This window comes from Pseudomonas sp. MDT1-16 (assembly GCF_054898115.1).
Genome location: NZ_CM142717.1, coordinates 4,482,285 through 4,498,174 on the forward strand (window position 1 = coordinate 4,482,285; position 15,890 = coordinate 4,498,174).

Annotated in this window: 15 protein-coding genes; 6 read left to right on the forward strand and 9 right to left on the reverse strand. The window is 59.9% G+C overall.

Annotated features, from left to right (window positions below; translation table 11 throughout):
- Positions 1 to 11: 11 nt before the first annotated feature.
- The 7 genes from flgK to ACYZT3_RS20590 all read right to left on the reverse strand — a co-directional run bounded on the left by flgK (position 12) and on the right by ACYZT3_RS20590 (position 8,783).
- On the reverse strand, positions 12 to 2,078 hold the full coding sequence (gene flgK, locus ACYZT3_RS20560) for a flagellar hook-associated protein FlgK (protein ID WP_462030585.1): 2,067 nt from the start codon (positions 2,076 to 2,078) through the stop codon (positions 12 to 14).
- Positions 2,079 to 2,101: 23 nt separating this feature from the next.
- Positions 2,102 to 3,403: a flagellar assembly peptidoglycan hydrolase FlgJ gene (gene flgJ / locus ACYZT3_RS20565; protein WP_462030586.1), complete on the reverse strand. Its 1,302-nt coding sequence runs from the start codon at positions 3,401 to 3,403 to the stop codon at positions 2,102 to 2,104.
- Between the two features lie 11 nt (positions 3,404 to 3,414).
- The gene (locus ACYZT3_RS20570; RefSeq protein WP_282380812.1) at positions 3,415 to 4,503 is read right to left on the reverse strand and encodes a flagellar basal body P-ring protein FlgI; all 1,089 of its coding nucleotides are present in this window, start codon (positions 4,501 to 4,503) and stop codon (positions 3,415 to 3,417) included.
- Positions 4,504 to 4,530: 27 nt separating this feature from the next.
- Positions 4,531 to 5,226 (reverse strand): flagellar basal body L-ring protein FlgH, encoded by a 696-nt coding sequence (flgH, locus tag ACYZT3_RS20575; RefSeq protein ID WP_149418667.1) that lies wholly within the window; start codon positions 5,224 to 5,226, stop codon positions 4,531 to 4,533.
- Positions 5,227 to 5,278: 52 nt separating this feature from the next.
- Positions 5,279 to 6,064 (reverse strand): flagellar basal-body rod protein FlgG, encoded by a 786-nt coding sequence (gene flgG / locus ACYZT3_RS20580; protein WP_059407583.1) that lies wholly within the window; start codon positions 6,062 to 6,064, stop codon positions 5,279 to 5,281.
- 45 nt (positions 6,065 to 6,109) lie between these two features.
- Positions 6,110 to 6,850, reverse strand: coding sequence for a flagellar basal body rod protein FlgF (locus ACYZT3_RS20585; RefSeq protein ID WP_282380680.1), 741 nt, complete (start codon positions 6,848 to 6,850; stop codon positions 6,110 to 6,112).
- A gap of 367 nt (positions 6,851 to 7,217) precedes the next feature.
- On the reverse strand, positions 7,218 to 8,783 hold the full coding sequence (locus ACYZT3_RS20590; RefSeq protein WP_282380682.1) for a sigma-54-dependent transcriptional regulator: 1,566 nt from the start codon (positions 8,781 to 8,783) through the stop codon (positions 7,218 to 7,220).
- Between the two features lie 280 nt (positions 8,784 to 9,063).
- Here ACYZT3_RS20590 and phhA point away from each other — a divergent pair, with 280 nt between their 5' ends.
- The 6 genes from phhA to ACYZT3_RS20620 all read left to right on the forward strand — a co-directional run bounded on the left by phhA (position 9,064) and on the right by ACYZT3_RS20620 (position 13,438).
- Positions 9,064 to 9,855 carry a phenylalanine 4-monooxygenase gene (gene phhA / locus ACYZT3_RS20595; RefSeq protein ID WP_462030587.1) on the forward strand — a complete coding sequence of 264 codons (792 nt, stop codon included), beginning with the start codon at positions 9,064 to 9,066 and terminating at the stop codon, positions 9,853 to 9,855.
- A 117-nt stretch (positions 9,856 to 9,972) separates the two neighbouring features.
- Entirely contained in the window at positions 9,973 to 10,329 is a 357-nt protein-coding gene (locus ACYZT3_RS20600) for a 4a-hydroxytetrahydrobiopterin dehydratase (protein ID WP_129442142.1), read from the forward strand.
- A complete protein-coding gene (locus tag ACYZT3_RS20605) occupies positions 10,329 to 11,522 on the forward strand; it encodes an amino acid aminotransferase (RefSeq protein WP_462030588.1) in 1,194 nt (397 codons plus the stop codon). Before ACYZT3_RS20600 ends, ACYZT3_RS20605 begins: the two co-directional genes overlap by 1 nt.
- Positions 11,523 to 11,733: 211 nt before the next feature.
- On the forward strand, positions 11,734 to 11,865 hold the full coding sequence (locus tag ACYZT3_RS20610; RefSeq protein WP_008156098.1) for a hypothetical protein: 132 nt from the start codon (positions 11,734 to 11,736) through the stop codon (positions 11,863 to 11,865).
- Between the two features lie 75 nt (positions 11,866 to 11,940).
- On the forward strand, positions 11,941 to 12,135 hold the full coding sequence (locus ACYZT3_RS20615; protein WP_282380689.1) for a hypothetical protein: 195 nt from the start codon (positions 11,941 to 11,943) through the stop codon (positions 12,133 to 12,135).
- A gap of 103 nt (positions 12,136 to 12,238) precedes the next feature.
- Complete coding sequence (locus ACYZT3_RS20620) at positions 12,239 to 13,438, forward strand: MFS transporter (protein WP_282380691.1); 1,200 nt, start codon at positions 12,239 to 12,241, stop codon at positions 13,436 to 13,438.
- Here the strand turns inward: ACYZT3_RS20620 and arfB are convergent.
- Positions 13,435 to 13,848: an alternative ribosome rescue aminoacyl-tRNA hydrolase ArfB gene (arfB, locus tag ACYZT3_RS20625; protein WP_007902485.1), complete on the reverse strand. Its 414-nt coding sequence runs from the start codon at positions 13,846 to 13,848 to the stop codon at positions 13,435 to 13,437. The two genes, ACYZT3_RS20620 and arfB, sit on opposite strands and share 4 nt — an antisense overlap.
- 124 nt (positions 13,849 to 13,972) lie before the next feature.
- On the reverse strand, positions 13,973 to 15,385 hold the full coding sequence (locus tag ACYZT3_RS20630) for an amino acid permease (RefSeq protein ID WP_462030589.1): 1,413 nt from the start codon (positions 15,383 to 15,385) through the stop codon (positions 13,973 to 13,975).
- Positions 15,386 to 15,890 lie beyond the last annotated feature (505 nt).

Sequence of the window (15,890 nt, forward strand, 5' to 3'; positions counted from 1 at the left end):
GCTACGACTCCTTAAATGCTGTTGATCAGTGTGCTGAAGATTTCCTGCGCAGCCTTGATGATCTGCGAAGAGGCGGTGTAGTACTGCTGATACTTGACCAGGTTGCCGGTTTCCTCATCGAGGTCGACACCCGAAAGCGAGTCGCGCGCACCTTTGGCGTTCGCCAGGATGGCTGAGGTCGCGGCGCTGTCGAGCTTGCCCTGGGCGGCCTTGGAGCCAACGCCTTCGACCAGTTTGCCGTAAGCGTCGTTCAGGGAAATACCTTTGCTGGCGGAGCCGGTGTCCACGGTCTGCGCGGTCTGCAAGCCGGCCAGTGTGGTGCCGTTACGATTGTCCAGGCTGCCCGGCTGACTGAGCGAGACGTTAATTGCCGCGCCGTTGCTCGGGGCACCGGCGAAGGTCATGCTGAAGGTCGCGGTGTACTGAGTGGCAGGCGCAGGCGGGATCGGCGCACCCGTGGCATCCTTGAGCGGAATGCTCAGGTTCAGGGTGTTGCTCTCACCTGGCTTGATGGTGCCGCTGCTGATCAACCCGCCCTTGGCATCCATGAACTGGTAGGTCTGGCTGGTGCCGTCGGCGGACACCGCACCAAATACCACCTTGGTCGGCGTGGAGTTTTTCAGGCCGTTCTGCATCGCGGTGGTGGTCGCCGCGTCGTAGATATCGAACTGGGTGGTCAGGGTCGGTTGACCGCTGGCCGGGATCGTCAGGGTGCCGCTGCCACTGCCGCTCGCTGCAATTGCCGCGCCCAACGGTGCCGCGATGGCCAGACGTTTGGAGTCGGTCATCTCGGTCTTGATGTTGGCGGCCGCGTTGCGGGTCGGGGTAATCTTGAAGGTATCGCCTGCAGCCGCGGTGCCACCGGTAAGCTTCAAGGAGAAACCATCAATCACCGGCGCCGGTGTGGTCGTCGTGCTGAAGCTGCCCACAGGCGTATTGTCTGGCAGGCGCTGCACGGTGTAGTCAGTGGCGCTGGTGAACGTCACCTTGTAATCGTTGATGGCCAGCTTGCCAGTGTCTTCGATGCTGACATCGAAATTGCCCGAGCCTACGCTGTTATTGCCGGAGGCGATGCTACGCTGAGCCATCTGCGCGGCACTGTTGATGCTGTTGAACAGGTTCGAGCCGAAGTCACCGTTCTTGTCGATACCCTTGGCCTGAATACTGTTCATCTGATCGGCGACGACCAGCGCCACACGGCCCAGTTCGTTCATGGCCGGGTCCAGCACGGTGCTGCGATAACGCAGCAAGCCGCCGATTTCGCCGCCGGTCATGATCGACGTGATATCGATGGTGCTGGAGCCACGATTGAGCTGCAGCGATAACCGTCCCGGATCGTCTTTGCCCGGCACGACTTCGAGTTTGTTGACGGTGTTACCAATCACCAGCGGCTGGCCGCTGCCCAAGTAGATATCGACATTGCCTTCGCGTTCGACGATCTGCGCGCCGGTAAAGGTCGAGAGCTGGCGTACAGTCTCGTTACGGGCGTCGAGCAGCTCGTTCGGCATGCCGCCAGAGCTGGAAATCTCGGTAATCTTCTGGTTCAACTGCGCCACGGTGGCGGCCAGCTTGTTGACCTGATCGGCCATGTTCGTCAGGTTGCCGTTGATGTTCGCGTTCTGCGCGTTCAACTGGCTGGACACCGAATTGAAACGGTTGCTCAAGGCCTGGGCATCGCTGAGCAGCAATTGGCGGGAAGCATCGTCACCCGGCTTGGCGTTTACGTTCTGCACCGAGGCGAAAAACTTGGTCAGTGCGCCATTGAGGCCGGTGCTGCTGTCCGACAGCAGTTTGTCCAGCGGCGTGACCTGGCCCAGGTACGCGGCCGAATCACTGTTGAGCGAAGTGGTGGTCTGCAACTGAGCATCGAGGTAGCTGTTGTACACCCGGCGTACATCGGCCAGGGTCGTGCCGGTACCGATGTAGACATTGCCGAACTGCTGCGAGGCTTTGGTGCCCTGCACGGTCTGCTGACGCGAGTAACCCGCGGTATCGACGTTGGCGATGTTGTTACCCGTAGTCATCAACGACGATTGGCCAGCGGCCAGACCCGACATCCCGATATTGAGCAAACTCATGGTTCAGACCTTATGCCTTGTGCCTATAAAGGCGTAGTGGAAGCGCCCGCCGCAGCGTAGTTCTGGTAACTCGTCATCTGCTTGGCTATCTGCGAAATCTTGCTTGCGTAGTTTGGGTCGGTTGCGTAACCGGCCTTTTGCAACTCGCGTACAAACTGTTCCGGGTTATCGGCCGACTTCACAACATCTTGATAGCGATTGTTGGTTTGCAGCAGCGTCACAAGGTCATGGAAGCTGTCCTTGTAAGAGGCGTAGGAACGGAACTCAGCCGTCTCCTTGACCCTCTCGCCATTCCTGAATTCGCTGGTGATTGCCCGCGCCGATTCGCCCTTCCAACTGCTGCTGGCCTTGATGCCGAACAGGTTATGGCTGCTGCTGCCATCCTGGGCGCGCATGACCGATTTACCCCAACCGGTTTCCAAGGCCGCCTGCGCCACCAAATAACGCGGATCGACACCAATGCGTTCGGCGGCCTCTTTGGCCATCGGCAACATGGTGTTGACGAATTCGTCGGCGGAACTGAACGCTTTCTTCGCCGGTGCCAGGGGTATTTGAGCCATGGCACGACCATAAACCTGCAGGCGCCCGTTGGATGTCGCATCCGCTTGCGAAGCCAGCCAGTCACCGTTGTACAGGGGGCCGGAACCGGTCCTGGTACTCTGCGGCATTTGGATTTTATTCTGCGCCGCCGTGGCGGTCGTTGCGGTGGTCGATGCCGACGGCACCAACCCTGCGAGCAAGCGGTCGGCCAGTTTCGGCGGTAGCGCCAGACGCCGCTGGTTGATCAGCGCCATATCATTGTGATGAGCGCCCTCGCCCGCATTGGCCGGCGACTTCACCGAGCGCGAAGCCCACAACGGACGCTCGCCATTGAGGCGCGACAGCGGCCCGTTGGTGGCGACCGTACCGGCGGCAATCGGCGTTTCCACGGCGGCTTTCGCGGCAGCTTGCTTGGCGGCTGACGCGGCAGCGGCCTCGCCGGGGGCCAACGGTTTATTCTTCGACATTTGACGCATCAGCACGTCGGCCAACCCGATACCACCGCCCTCACGGGACATGGAAACGGCCAACTGCTGGTCGTACATCTCCTGGTATTGCTTGGCTGCCGGCGTATTGAGCGGATTGTCCTGGCCCAGCGTTTCAGTGGCCGAGCGCATGGACTTGAGCATTTCACCGAGGAACAGCGACTCGAATTCCTGCGCAACTTTGCGCATGTTCGCGTCACTGTCCTTGTCGCCGACCTTGAGCTGGTTCAAGCGATTCAAGTCCGAATAGGAGCCCGAATCGCTGCTGCCGACACCCAAACCGCCCTTGCGCATATCCATGGTCGTCGTCCTCAGATCACGATCAGGTCGGCTTGCAATGCGCCAGCCTGCTTCAGTGCTTCGAGGATGGCCATCAAGTCACCCGGTGCCGCGCCGACCTGGTTCACCGCACGCACGATTTCGTCGAGGGTGGTGCCCGGACCGAACTTGAACATCGGCTTGGCTTCCTGCTGGGCGTTGACCCGCGAGCGCGGCACGACGGCCGTCTGACCATTGGACAGAGGGCCGGGCTGGCTGACGATCGGGTCTTCGGTGATGGTCACCGTCAGGCTGCCGTGGGTCACGGCGGCCGGGGAAACCTTGACGTTCTGGCCGATCACAATGGTGCCGGTACGGGAGTTGATGATGACTTTCGCCACCGCCTGACCCGGGTCAACTTCGAGGTTCTCGATGATCGACAAGTAGTCGACGCGCTGGCTCGGATCGAGTGGTGCGCTGACACGAATTGAGCCGCCGTCGATGGCCTGGGCAACGCCAGGGCCGAGCATGTTATTGATCTTGTCGACGATGCGCTTGGCCGTGGTGAAGTCCGAACGATTGAGGTTCAGGGTCAGGCTATTGCCCTGGTTGAAACCGCTCGGCACCGAACGCTCAACCGATGCACCGCCCGGGATACGACCGGCCGACGGAACGTTGACGGTGATTTTCGAACCATCGCGACCTTCGGCATCAAAACCGCCGACCACCAGGTTGCCCTGAGCGATCGCGTAGACATTGCCGTCGATACCCTTGAGCGGCGTCAGCAGCAAGGTGCCGCCGCGCAGGCTCTTGGAGTTACCGATGGACGCTACGGTAATGTCGACCTGCTGGCCCGGCTTGGCAAACGCCGGCAAGTCGGCACTGATCGACACGGCTGCGACGTTCTTCAACTGCACGTTGCCTGAACCCGGCGGCACCTTGATGCCGAACTGCGAGAGCATGTTGTTGAACGTCTGCAGGGTGAACGGCGTCTGCGTCGTCTGGTCACCGGTACCATTAAGCCCGACCACCAGGCCGTAACCGATCAGTTGGTTGGAACGCACGCCGGAAATACTGGCGATGTCCTTCAGCCGCTCGGCTTGGGCGTTGAAGGCTGCGGACAGCAACAGGGCGGCCACCATCAGGTGTTTGAAGTTCAACGTAGCCACCTAGAAAGGGAACAGCGGGCTGAGGAAGAAACGGTCGAACCAGCCTGGCTGACTCGCATCGGCAAACGCACCGGTGCCCGAATAGGTGATACGCGCATCGGCGACGCGGGTCGACGAAACGGTGTTATCCGTAGCGATGTCATCGGCCCGAACAAGCCCTGCAATCCGTACCAGCTCATCGCCGGTATTGAGGGTCAGCCACTTCTCGCCGCGCACGGCGATGATGCCGTTGGGCAACACGTCCGCGACGGTCACGGTGATCGAACCGGTCAGGCTGTTGCTCTGGCCGGACTTGCTATCGCCCTTGGTCGCACGGTCGCCTTCGTAACCGACGTCCAGACTCAGGCTACCGCTGCCCACTGGATCACTGGTGCTCAGGCCACCCCCGAAAAACGAGCTCAGGCCGATGTCGGTCTTGCTGTTCTTGGCGGTTTGCGAGTTAGCGTTCTTGCTGGCCTGGGTGCGTTCGTTCAGGGTGATGGTGATGATGTCACCGACCCGGAACGCCTTGCGGTCGCTGTACAGGTTCTGTTCGAAACCGGCCTGGTAGATCGAGCCGTTATTGGCGGCAGCCGGCAACGGTGTGCGCGGCAACACCGGGGCGTAGTAAGGGTCATTGGGCTTGGGCGGTGGGGCAACGCAGCCCGCGAGCACGACGGCCCCACTCAGTGCCAGAACAGATACAAAGCGATTCATGACCCTACCTCACGGTGTTGCAGGCGACCTCATGGCCGCCTCATAGACTTGATTACAGATTCTGCGTTACGAACGAGAGCATCTGGTCGGCGGTCGAGATCACCTTGGAGTTCATCTCGTAAGCGCGCTGAGTGGTGATCATGTTGACCATCTCCTCAACGGTGCTGACGTTGGACGTTTCCAGGGTGTTCTGCAGCGTGGTGCCGAAACCGGCCAGACCCGGGGTACCGACTTGCGGCGCGCCGCTGGCAGCGGTTTCCAGGAACAGGTTGTTGCCCACGGCCTGCAGACCGGCCGGGTTGATGAAGTCGGCGGTTTGCAGGTTGCCGATCACCTGGGATGCCGGGTTGCCGGTAACGGTGATGGACACGGTGCCGTCGCGACCGACCGTGAAGGTCTGGGCATCGTTGGGGATGACAATGGCCGGTTCCAGGGCAAAGCCGCTGGCGTTGACGATCTGACCGTTGGAATCCAGGTGGAACGTACCGTCACGGGTGTAGGACGTGGTGCCGTCCGGCTGCAGAATCTGGAAGAAACCGCGACCGTCGATGGCCATGTCCAACGGCTGCTCGGTGGTTTGCAGGCTGCCGGCGGTGAAGTTTTTCTGGGTGCCGACGATGCGCACACCGGTACCCAATTGCAGACCCGACGGCAGTTCACTGTCCTGGGTCGACTGGGCGCCTGGCTGGCGCTTGATCTGGTAGAGCAAGTCCTGGAACTCGGCACGGTCACGTTTGAAACCCGTGGTCGACACGTTGGCCAGGTTGTTGGAAATGGTCGTCAGGTTGGTGTCCTGGGCGGACAGACCTGTTTTGGCAACCCATAGAGCCGGAAGCATTCGATTCTCCTCGTGCGCCTGTTTTACGGCGCGACGTTCTGATAATTAGCTGATCTGCAAGACCCGAGCCATGGCCTGGTCATCGTCTTTGGCGGTGTTCATCATTTTGATGTGCAGCTCGAACTGCTTAGCCAGGGCCAACACCGAGGTCATTTCTTCCACGGCATTGACGTTGCTCGACTCGAGAAAACCGGACACCAGCTTGACGTTGGCATCGGCTTGCGCCGGCTTGCCGTCCTTGGTGTGGATCGAACCGTCCAGGCCTTTGGTCATGTTCTTGAAGTCAGGGTTGACCAGTTTGATGCGGTCGACTTCGGCCATCACGCGAGGACCTTCGCCCATCGCACGAATGCTGATGGTGCCGTCCTCGCCCACTTCGATTTGCTGCTCGGGCGGCACGGCAATCGGCCCGCCGTTGCCCATCACCGGCATACCATTGCCGGCCCGCAGCACGCCCAGGGCGTCGACGTTCAGGCTGCCGGTGCGCACGTAGCTTTCGCCGCCGTCAGGGTTCTGCACGGCGATCCATCCGCGGCCTTGCACGGCGACATCGAGGTCGCGACCGGTTTCCACCAGCGCGCCAGGGGAGAAGTCGGTGGCCGGACGCTCGGACAAGGCAAACGCACGCGCCGGAAAGCTGTCACCAAACACCGGCATCGAACGAGCCTGCTCCAGGTCTTTCTGGAAACCGTTGGTAGAGATGTTCGCCAGGTTGTTCGCATGAGCCTTCTGCGCCAGTGCATTCTGGCTGGCGCCGGTCATTGCCACATAAAGGTACTTGTCCACACTCTTTCCTCTGCATGCCGGACGTTTGCCGCCCACTGCTGTACTGCTGAGCGATAAGCAATTTGCAGACCAACTTTTTTCTGGCGGTGCGGGGACCGGCAAACAAAGGGGTTGAGGGGTCCAGAGGGGAAACGGGGATTGTGTCGAAGACGAAAAACCGGCGGTGTTATGCCGCTTGCGGCAAGTGCCGACCTCTTCGGCTAAACACCGTCCCTGTAGTAGCTGTCGAGCACCGCGAGGCTGCTTTCGGCTGCGAAGCAGTCGTGAATCCTGTGCTCGCGTCCATCCAGAAACACCACAGTGTCTGAATTAACGACTGCTTCGCAGCCGAACGCAGCCTCGCAGGCTCGACAGCGGCTACAGGGACCTAGGTGTTGCCGGGTTCTTTGCCAACCTCGTATTCACGCAGTTTATTGGCAATGGTGGTGTGCGAAACCCCCAACCGCTTGCCCAGTTGCCGACTGCTCGGATGCTCGGAGTACAAGCGCTCAAGCACCGCTTTCTCGAAGCGCCCGACAATCTCGTCCAACCCGCCCTCGAGTGAGAAATCGCCAAGTGGCTGACGCACGCCGTAATCCGGCAGGCGAATATGTTCGGCCTTGACGGTCCCGCCCTCGCACAACGAAACCGCCTGGAACAACACATTTTCCAATTGCCGAACATTGCCCGGCCAGTGGTAATGACTGAGCCGATCCATCGCCGCCGGCGCCAGTTTTGGCAGTGGGCAACCGATCTGCCGACTGGCCTGATCGAGGAAGTGCTCCACCAGTGGCGTCAAACCATCGAGGCATTCGCGCAGTGGCGGGATGTGCAGAGAAAGCACGTTCAAACGGTGATACAAATCCTGGCGAAACTCACCGCGCGCGCACAATTCGGACAGGTCGACCTGCGTTGCGCAGATCACCCGCACATCCAGATAAACCTCTTCATCGCTGCCCACACGACGGAAGCAACCGTCCTGCAGGAAACGCAGCAATTTCACCTGCAAACGCGGGCTCATTTCCCCGACGCCATCGAGAAACAGCGTACCGCCCGCTGTCAGTTCCAGCAGCCCGAGTTTGCCTTCTGCCCGCGCCCCTTCGAAAGCACCGGGGCCGTAGCCGAACAGCTCCGTCTCAGCCATGGATTCCGGCAAACCGGCGCAGTTGAGCGCCATCAAGGGTGACTGCCCCCGCGGACTCGCCAGGTGGCAGGCTCGCGCCAGCAACTCTTTACCGGTACCGGTTTCACCTTCTATCAATAGCGGCGCATCCAGCGGCGCCATGCGCCGGGCTTCACGCACCACGGCGGCCATCACCTTCGAGCTTTGGAAAATGCTGTCGAAACCGCGCAGCTCCTGCTTGCGCACGTTATAGATGCGCTCACCGACCCGGTCGGCGCGGTGCAGCGTGAGTACCGCGCCAGCCATGGCTTCGCTGTCGTCATGTTCCGATTGCAGTGGCGCGATATCAGCGAGAAACACGTCGCCCTTGACCTTCACCCGCAGCCCGTTGATCCGCGACTTATTGGCGCGCACCAGTTCCGGCAAGTCGAAATCTTCGGCGTAACGCGACAGCGGAATCCCCGGCACCTCATCCACCCGCACCCCGAGCAACTGCGCCGCTGCGCGGTTGGCCGCGACGATCGAGCCGCCCATGTCGATCGACAGCACCGGAAATTCCAATGCGCCGAGCAAGGCATTGAGCTCCATGTGCCGACGCTCGCTGGGCATCAGACCTACACGCTTGACGCCAAAAACCCCCGCAATCGATTCAAATTTCGGGCGCAAAGCCTGGAACTGAATGTTGATCAGGTTCGGGCAATGCAGGTAGATGGCATTGCCATGCTCACCGCCGACCTCGCCGCGTGCGACGTTGATCCCGTATTCCACCAGCAGGTTAAGAATGTCGCGCAGGATGCCGATGCGGTTCTGGCAGTGAACTTTGATACGCATATAAAGGCCCGAAACAGGAGTGATCGAGGGCCTGAGCCGAGAATTTTCTGCGCAGGCGCCAACTTAGTCGTCAAGATTATGTGACACCTGTGCGCTGTTTCAAACCCGAAAATCTCAGTAGCTGCGCGATAGGCGCCAATCCGTAACGAATACTTTACGAAAATAGGCGAATTCTCCTACACAGAATGCCGATCACCTGCTGCAACGCCGCACACCTTGGAGTATTTCTAAGTCCATAGCAGGACATAACAAGAACGAAATCCCCTAGCAGGAGAGCAGCATGAAGCAGACGCAATACGTGGCTCGCGAGCCCGATGCGCAAGGTTTTATCGACTACCCCGCCGAAGAACACGCGGTGTGGAACACGCTGATTACTCGCCAACTGAAAGTGATCGAAGGGCGTGCGTGCCAGGAATACCTGGACGGTATCGAAAAACTCGGTCTGCCCCACGACCGCATTCCTCAACTCGGTGAGATCAACAAGGTTCTCGGCGAAACCACCGGCTGGCAGGTTGCCCGGGTACCCGCACTGATCCCCTTCCAGACCTTTTTCGAATTGCTCGCCAACAAGCAGTTTCCGGTAGCGACGTTTATTCGTACCCGCGAAGAGCTGGATTACCTGCAAGAGCCGGACATTTTCCACGAGATTTTTGGCCACTGTCCGCTGCTGACCAACCCTTGGTTCGCCGAATTTACCCACACCTACGGCAAACTTGGCCTACAGGCTTCCAAGGAAGAACGCGTGTACCTGGCGCGTCTGTACTGGATGACCATCGAGTTCGGCCTGGTCAACACGCCAGAAGGCCTGCGCATCTACGGCGGCGGCATTCTCTCCTCGCCGAAAGAAACCGTTTACTGCCTGTCGGACGAACCTGAGCATCAGGCCTTCGATCCGCTGGAGTGCATGCGCACGCCGTACCGCATCGACATTTTGCAGCCGCTGTACTTTGCCCTGCCGAACCTCAAACGCCTGTTCGACCTCGCCCACGAAGACATCATGGGTAGGGTCAAGCAAGGGATGCAGCTGGGTTTGCGCGCACCAAAATTTCCGCCAAAACCAAAAGCTGCGTGATCCGCGACTTTTACGATCAAGTGAGTCTGTCAGGAACCGACGCTTTGCTTTAGCGTGGTGAAACCGCGCGGTTCCGCTGGCGGCCAACCTCTTATCATTCGATTTCAGGAACCCATCATGTCCACATTGAACCAAGCCCACTGCGAAGCCTGCCAAGCCGGCGCTCCTCAGGTCAGCGACGAAGAACTGCCGGTACTGATCAAGCAGATCCCGGACTGGAACATCGAAGTGCGCGACAGCGTGATGCAGCTGGAAAAAGTTTTCCTGTTCAAGAACTTCAAACACGCGCTGGCGTTCACCAACGCCGTCGGTGAAATCTCCGAGGCCGAAGGTCACCACCCAGGCCTGCTCACCGAGTGGGGCAAAGTCACCGTGACCTGGTGGAGCCACTCCATCAAAGGCCTGCATCGCAACGACTTCATCATGGCCGCGCGCACTGACGAAGTGGCCAAGGACGCCGAGGGCCGCAAATAATGCATTTCGACGCCATAGGTCGAGTACCCGGCGACCCGATTCTCGGCCTGATGGAGGCCTATGCGCAGGACCCTAACCCGCGCAAATTCGACCTCGGCGTGGGCGTCTATAAAGATGCCCAGGGCCTGACACCGATTCCCCAGTCGGTGAAGCTCGCCGAGCAACGTCTGGTGGATCGTCAGACCACCAAAACCTACATCGGTGGTCACGGCGAACCGGCGTTCGGCAAGGCCATCATTGAATTGGTTTTGGGTGCCGATTCCCCGCTGATCGCTGAACAACGGGCCGGCGCGACGCAAACGCCGGGTGGCACCGGCGCGCTGCGCTTGAGTGCCGACTTCATCGCCCAGTGCCTGCCGGGTCGTGGCGTGTGGCTGAGCAACCCGACCTGGCCGATTCACGAAACCATCTTCGCGGCGGCTGGAGTCAAGGTCAGTCATTACCCGTACGTCGGCAGCGATAACCGCCTCGACGTCGAAGCGATGCTCGCGGTACTCAACGAAGCGCCGAAGGGCGATGTGGTGCTGCTGCACGCCTGCTGCCACAACCCGACCGGTTTCGATCTGTCCCATGACGCCTGGCGCCGGGTGCTGGACGTGGTGCGCAGCCGCGATCTGGTTCCGTTGATCGACTTCGCCTACCAAGGCTTCGGCGATGGTCTGGAACAGGATGCATGGTCGACCCGCTTGTTCGCGGCCGCGTTGCCGGAAGTACTGATCACCAGTTCCTGCTCAAAGAACTTCGGCCTGTACCGCGACCGCACAGGCGCGCTGATTGTCTGCGCGAAAACCGCTGACAAGTTAGTGGATATCCGCAGCCAACTGGCCAACATCGCCCGCAACCTGTGGTCGACACCGCCAGATCACGGCGCGGCTGTGGTGGCGACCATCCTCGGTGATCCAGAGCTGAAAAGCCTCTGGGCTGACGAAGTGGAAGCCATGCGTTTGCGTATCGCCCAACTGCGCAGCGGATTGGTTGAAGCCCTTGAGCCTCATGGGTTGCGCGAGCGCTTTGCGCACATCGGCGTGCAGCGCGGGATGTTTTCCTACACCGGATTGACGTCGGACCAGGTGAAACAACTGCGCGATCATCACAGTGTTTACATGGTCAACTCAGGCCGGGCCAACGTGGCCGGGATTGATGCGACGCGTCTGGATTTGCTGGCCGAGGCGATTGCCGAAGTCTGCAAATAACCCTCAAGCCCTGCACAGGCCCCCTGTGGGAGCGAGCCGGCTCGCTCCCACATTGGTTTGTGTCACTGCTACCAACCTGTCTAGACAACCCCATCCGTCGCAACAAATGGATATAAAACTCTATTTGTCATTTCTCCTGCTGTATCCTTCCCAGGCTTTTTAAAAGCGCGGATCTACCAGATCTATCAACAGACTTTGCGAGGAGCGCGATATGCACGAGATCCCTAATCTCCCCTTCCCAAGCCTGCACGAAACTGAGCAGACGCCCACGCAACAAGCCGGTGCCCAACAGCCCGAGCCGAAAGAAGCCACTGAACGCCGCAAGGCCGACAGCGAAGACTGATTCACCTGCAATGCCAGACCGTGTGGAAAGCGCTAACATGCGCTTTCCACACCGCCTGAACCCTTGAGCCCCTCCATGACCGACGACTTCAACCCTACCTTTAGCGAAGCTCAGGCCAGCGTTCTGATCGGTACCACCGAGAAGATGATCGAGATCTGGAATCGCCTGTCCCCCGACAAGCAAGCCGCCCTCCTGGCCCGCTTCGGTACCGAAGAAAACGCCCTGGCCGCCTTGGTCACCACGCACCTGGTTGCTCCCGCCAAACCTTGAATCACTCTCCCGGCAAATAGTTGTACTTTTCCACGACCCGCGTCCGCTCGCGCCGCTATCATAAGCAGCCTATCTATCCTGCTTCCCCGTGGACCTTTTACCCATGCCTGAAAACCAGCGCCCCCTGGCGGTCACGCTGCAAGTCGTTTCCATCGTGCTGTTCACCTTCATCGGCTACCTGAGTATCGGCATTCCCCTGGCCGTGTTGCCGGGCTACGTCCACAGTGATCTGGGCTTCGGCGCGGTGATAGCCGGTCTGGTCATCAGCGTGCAATACCTGGCCACCCTGCTCAGCCGCCCTTATGCCGGAAAAATCATCGACAACAAGGGCAGCAAACTCGCCGTGATGTACGGCCTCGCCGGTTGCGGATTGAGCGGTGTGTTCATGCTGATTTCGGCCTCGACCCAGAGCCTGCCGACCTTGAGTCTGATCAGTCTGTTGATCGGTCGTCTGGTGCTCGGCAGCGCGGAAAGCCTGGTGGGCTCCGGTTCGATCGGCTGGGGCATCGGTCGGGTCGGCGCGGCGAACACCGCCAAGGTCATTTCCTGGAACGGCATCGCCAGTTATGGCGCCATCGCCATCGGCGCCCCGCTGGGAGTGTGGCTGGTCGGTGAATTGGGTTTGTGGAGCATGGGCGTGAGCATCGTGCTGCTGGCCGTGCTGGGCCTGGCGCTGGCCTGGCCGAAAACCGCCGCACCGGTCGTTGTCGGTGAACGCTTGCCGTTCATGCATGTGCTGGGGCGCGTGCTGCCACATGGTTGCGGTCTGGCGCTGGGCTCGATCGGCTTCGGCACCATCGCCACCTTCATCACCTTGTATTACGCCACGCAGCATTGGTCGAACGCAGTGCTCTGTTTGAGCCTGTTTGGGGCCAGCTTCATCGGCGCACGCCTGCTGTTCGGCAACCTGATCAACCGCCTCGGCGGCTTTCGCGTGGCGATTGCCTGCCTGTCGGTGGAAACGCTTGGGTTGTTGCTGCTATGGCTGGCACCGGACGCTCATTGGGCACTGGCCGGTGCGGCGCTGAGCGGGTTCGGCTTTTCGCTGGTGTTCCCCGCGCTGGGGGTGGAAGCGGTCAATCTGGTGCCAGCCTCCAGCCGTGGTGCCGCGGTCGGGGCTTATTCGCTGTTCATCGATTTGTCGCTGGGGATCACCGGGCCGTTGGCCGGTGCGGTGGCGGCAGGCTTTGGCTTTGCCTCGATTTTCCTGTTCGCCGCCCTCGCCGCTTTAAGCGGGTTGATGCTTAGCGTTTATCTGTACCGGCAAGCGCCAAAGTATCGCGAAGAAAGAGACGCGCGTTAGAAGTCGACCTTACCGCGCCCGGCCTTGATGCTGCCACGCTTGGTCTTGGATTCGAGCCGACGCTTCTTCGAACCGAGGGTCGGTTTGGTCGGACGACGTTTCTTTTCGACCTTGGTGGCACTGAGGATCAACTCGGTCAGCCGCTCCAGCGCATCCGCGCGATTGGCTTCCTGCGTGCGGTATTGCTGGGCCTTGATGATCAACACCCCTTCGCTGGTGATGCGACTGTCACGCAGCGCCAGCAGCCGTTCCTTGTAGAACTCGGGCAACGACGAGGCCGGAATGTCGAATCGCAGGTGCATGGCGCTAGAGACCTTGTTGACGTTCTGCCCCCCCGCCCCTTGGGCGCGAATAGCGGTCAACTCGATCTCGGCATCCGGGAGATGCACGTTGTTGGAAATCACCAGCATGGAAAAGCGTCCGTATTCAGAAGCTGCAGGATACCGCGAATGACAGGCTGACTCCTGTAGGAACACAAGGCCCCGAAATGACAAACCCGGCACATGGCCGGGTTTGTTGTTTCTGGCTGCTGGGTTATTTCACTGCGGCCTGCAACGCCTGTTGAGCGTTGCGCTTGTTCTTGATGCCGTAGCAAACCCACATGAACGCAACCCACACCGGAATCGCATACACCGAGATCTGGATGCCCGGGATCAACAACATCACGCCGAGAATGAACACCACGAACGCCAGGCAGACGTAGTTCCCGTACGGGTACCACAGGGCCTTGAACAGCGGCGTTTGCTGGGTCTTGTTCATGTGCTGGCGGAACTTGAAGTGCGAGAAGCTGATCATCGCCCAGTTGATCACCAGGGTGGCCACGACCAGCGACATCAACAGTTCCAGCGCGTTTTGCGGGATCAGGTAGTTCAGCAACACCGCGATCAGCGTCACCGCCGCCGAAGCAAGGATCGAACGCACCGGCACGCCGCGCTTGTCGATTTTCGCCAGAGCCTTCGGCGCATCGCCCTGCTCGGCCATGCCCAGCAGCATGCGGCTGTTGCAGTAGGTGCCGCTGTTATACACCGACAACGCCGCGGTCAGGACCACAAAGTTGAGGATGTGCGCGGCGGTGTCGCTGCCGAGCATCGAGAACACTTGCACGAACGGGCTGCCGCTGTAGGAATCACCCGACGCGTTCAGGGTAGCCAACAGGCTGTCCCAAGGCGTCAGCGACAGCAGGATGACCAACGCACCGATGTAGAAAATCAGGATCCGGTAGATCACCTGGTTGATGGCTTTCGGGATCACAGTTCTCGGTTTGTCGGCTTCCGCTGCGGTGAAACCGAGCATTTCCAGGCCGCCGAAGGAGAACATGATGATCGCCATGGCCATCACCAGGCCGCTGACGCCATTCGGGAAGAAGCCGCCGTGGGCCCAGAGGTTGGTCACCGACGCTTGCGGGCCGCCGTGGCCACTGACCAGCATATAGCTGCCCAGCGCAATCATGCCAACGATGGCCACGACCTTGATGATCGCGAACCAGAACTCGGCCTCACCGAAGACTTTGACGTTGGCCAGGTTGATCAGGTTAATCAGGACGAAAAATCCGGCTGCCGATACCCAGGTCGGGATGTCCGGCGCCCAATAGTGGATGTATTTGCCGACCGCGGTCAGCTCCGACATGCCCACCAGAATGTACAGAATCCAGCAGTTCCAGCCCGACAGGAAGCCGGCAAAACCACCCCAGTATTTATGAGCGAAGTGGCTGAAGGAACCGGCCACCGGCTCTTCGACGATCATTTCGCCGAGCTGGCGCATGATCATGAAAGCAATGAAGCCGCAGATGGCGTAGCCGAGGATCATCGACGGGCCGGCGGATTTCAGGACGCCGGCCGAGCCGAGGAACAGCCCGGTACCGATCGCGCCACCGAGGGCGATCAGTTGAATATGGCGATTTTTCAGGCCGCGTTTCAGCTCGCCTGAATGCGAGTTTTGTCCACTCATGAAAAGGGTCTCACGCAAGGTTTGATGATGTTCGTTAGACGTTGCTGCTCAGTTGCGATTTCAAGCAGCGCCGATCAAACCCCAGCGCAAGCACCAGGAGTTCAGCGTTTTTACAACGGTCATGCGTCACCTGTTTGTTTTTATCTGTGACGAAATCGAACCCGACACGCTCGTGACGCGACGGAGTGAACAAGGCGGATAGCCTTGAGGTTTGCGCAGATGCGCAGGAGGTCACAGTTAAAACGCGGCGCATTGTACACCCGGAACCCCCTGCTGCCAGACACCGCTGGATCAGCGTGTCGATTGCCGGGATTGCCAGTGTCCGCCTCGAGTGCCTCGGGCGGCTGCAAAAATTGAGTCAGACCTTTGCGGGTCATCGACGGGGACGGCGGAAAAATCGCCCCACGGGGAGAAGTAGAGATGAGTCACGGCGTTCATTGCGCCTCCTTCTTGTTATGCACCTGCACGACAGGCATGGGGCGCATCTCACCCTTCAACCGAGTCT

Excerpts from the sequence above, each read along its gene's own strand:
- flgK (WP_462030585.1), bottom strand. The coding sequence starts at position 2,078 with ATGAGTTTGCTCAATATCGGGATGTCGGGTCTGGCCGCTGGCCAATCG.
- flgJ (WP_462030586.1), bottom strand. The coding sequence starts at position 3,403 with ATGGATATGCGCAAGGGCGGTTTGGGTGTCGGCAGCAGCGATTCGGGC.
- ACYZT3_RS20570 (WP_282380812.1), bottom strand. The coding sequence starts at position 4,503 with ATGGTGGCCGCCCTGTTGCTGTCCGCAGCCTTCAACGCCCAAGCCGAG.
- flgH (WP_149418667.1), bottom strand. The coding sequence starts at position 5,226 with ATGAATCGCTTTGTATCTGTTCTGGCACTGAGTGGGGCCGTCGTGCTC.
- flgG (WP_059407583.1), bottom strand. The coding sequence starts at position 6,064 with ATGCTTCCGGCTCTATGGGTTGCCAAAACAGGTCTGTCCGCCCAGGAC.
- ACYZT3_RS20590 (WP_282380682.1), bottom strand. The coding sequence starts at position 8,783 with ATGCGTATCAAAGTTCACTGCCAGAACCGCATCGGCATCCTGCGCGAC.
- phhA (WP_462030587.1), top strand. The coding sequence starts at position 9,064 with ATGAAGCAGACGCAATACGTGGCTCGCGAGCCCGATGCGCAAGGTTTT.
- ACYZT3_RS20600 (WP_129442142.1), top strand. The coding sequence starts at position 9,973 with ATGTCCACATTGAACCAAGCCCACTGCGAAGCCTGCCAAGCCGGCGCT.
- ACYZT3_RS20605 (WP_462030588.1), top strand. The coding sequence starts at position 10,329 with ATGCATTTCGACGCCATAGGTCGAGTACCCGGCGACCCGATTCTCGGC.
- ACYZT3_RS20610 (WP_008156098.1), top strand. The coding sequence starts at position 11,734 with ATGCACGAGATCCCTAATCTCCCCTTCCCAAGCCTGCACGAAACTGAG.
- ACYZT3_RS20615 (WP_282380689.1), top strand. The coding sequence starts at position 11,941 with ATGACCGACGACTTCAACCCTACCTTTAGCGAAGCTCAGGCCAGCGTT.
- ACYZT3_RS20620 (WP_282380691.1), top strand. The coding sequence starts at position 12,239 with ATGCCTGAAAACCAGCGCCCCCTGGCGGTCACGCTGCAAGTCGTTTCC.
- arfB (WP_007902485.1), bottom strand. The coding sequence starts at position 13,848 with ATGCTGGTGATTTCCAACAACGTGCATCTCCCGGATGCCGAGATCGAG.
- ACYZT3_RS20630 (WP_462030589.1), bottom strand. The coding sequence starts at position 15,385 with ATGAGTGGACAAAACTCGCATTCAGGCGAGCTGAAACGCGGCCTGAAA.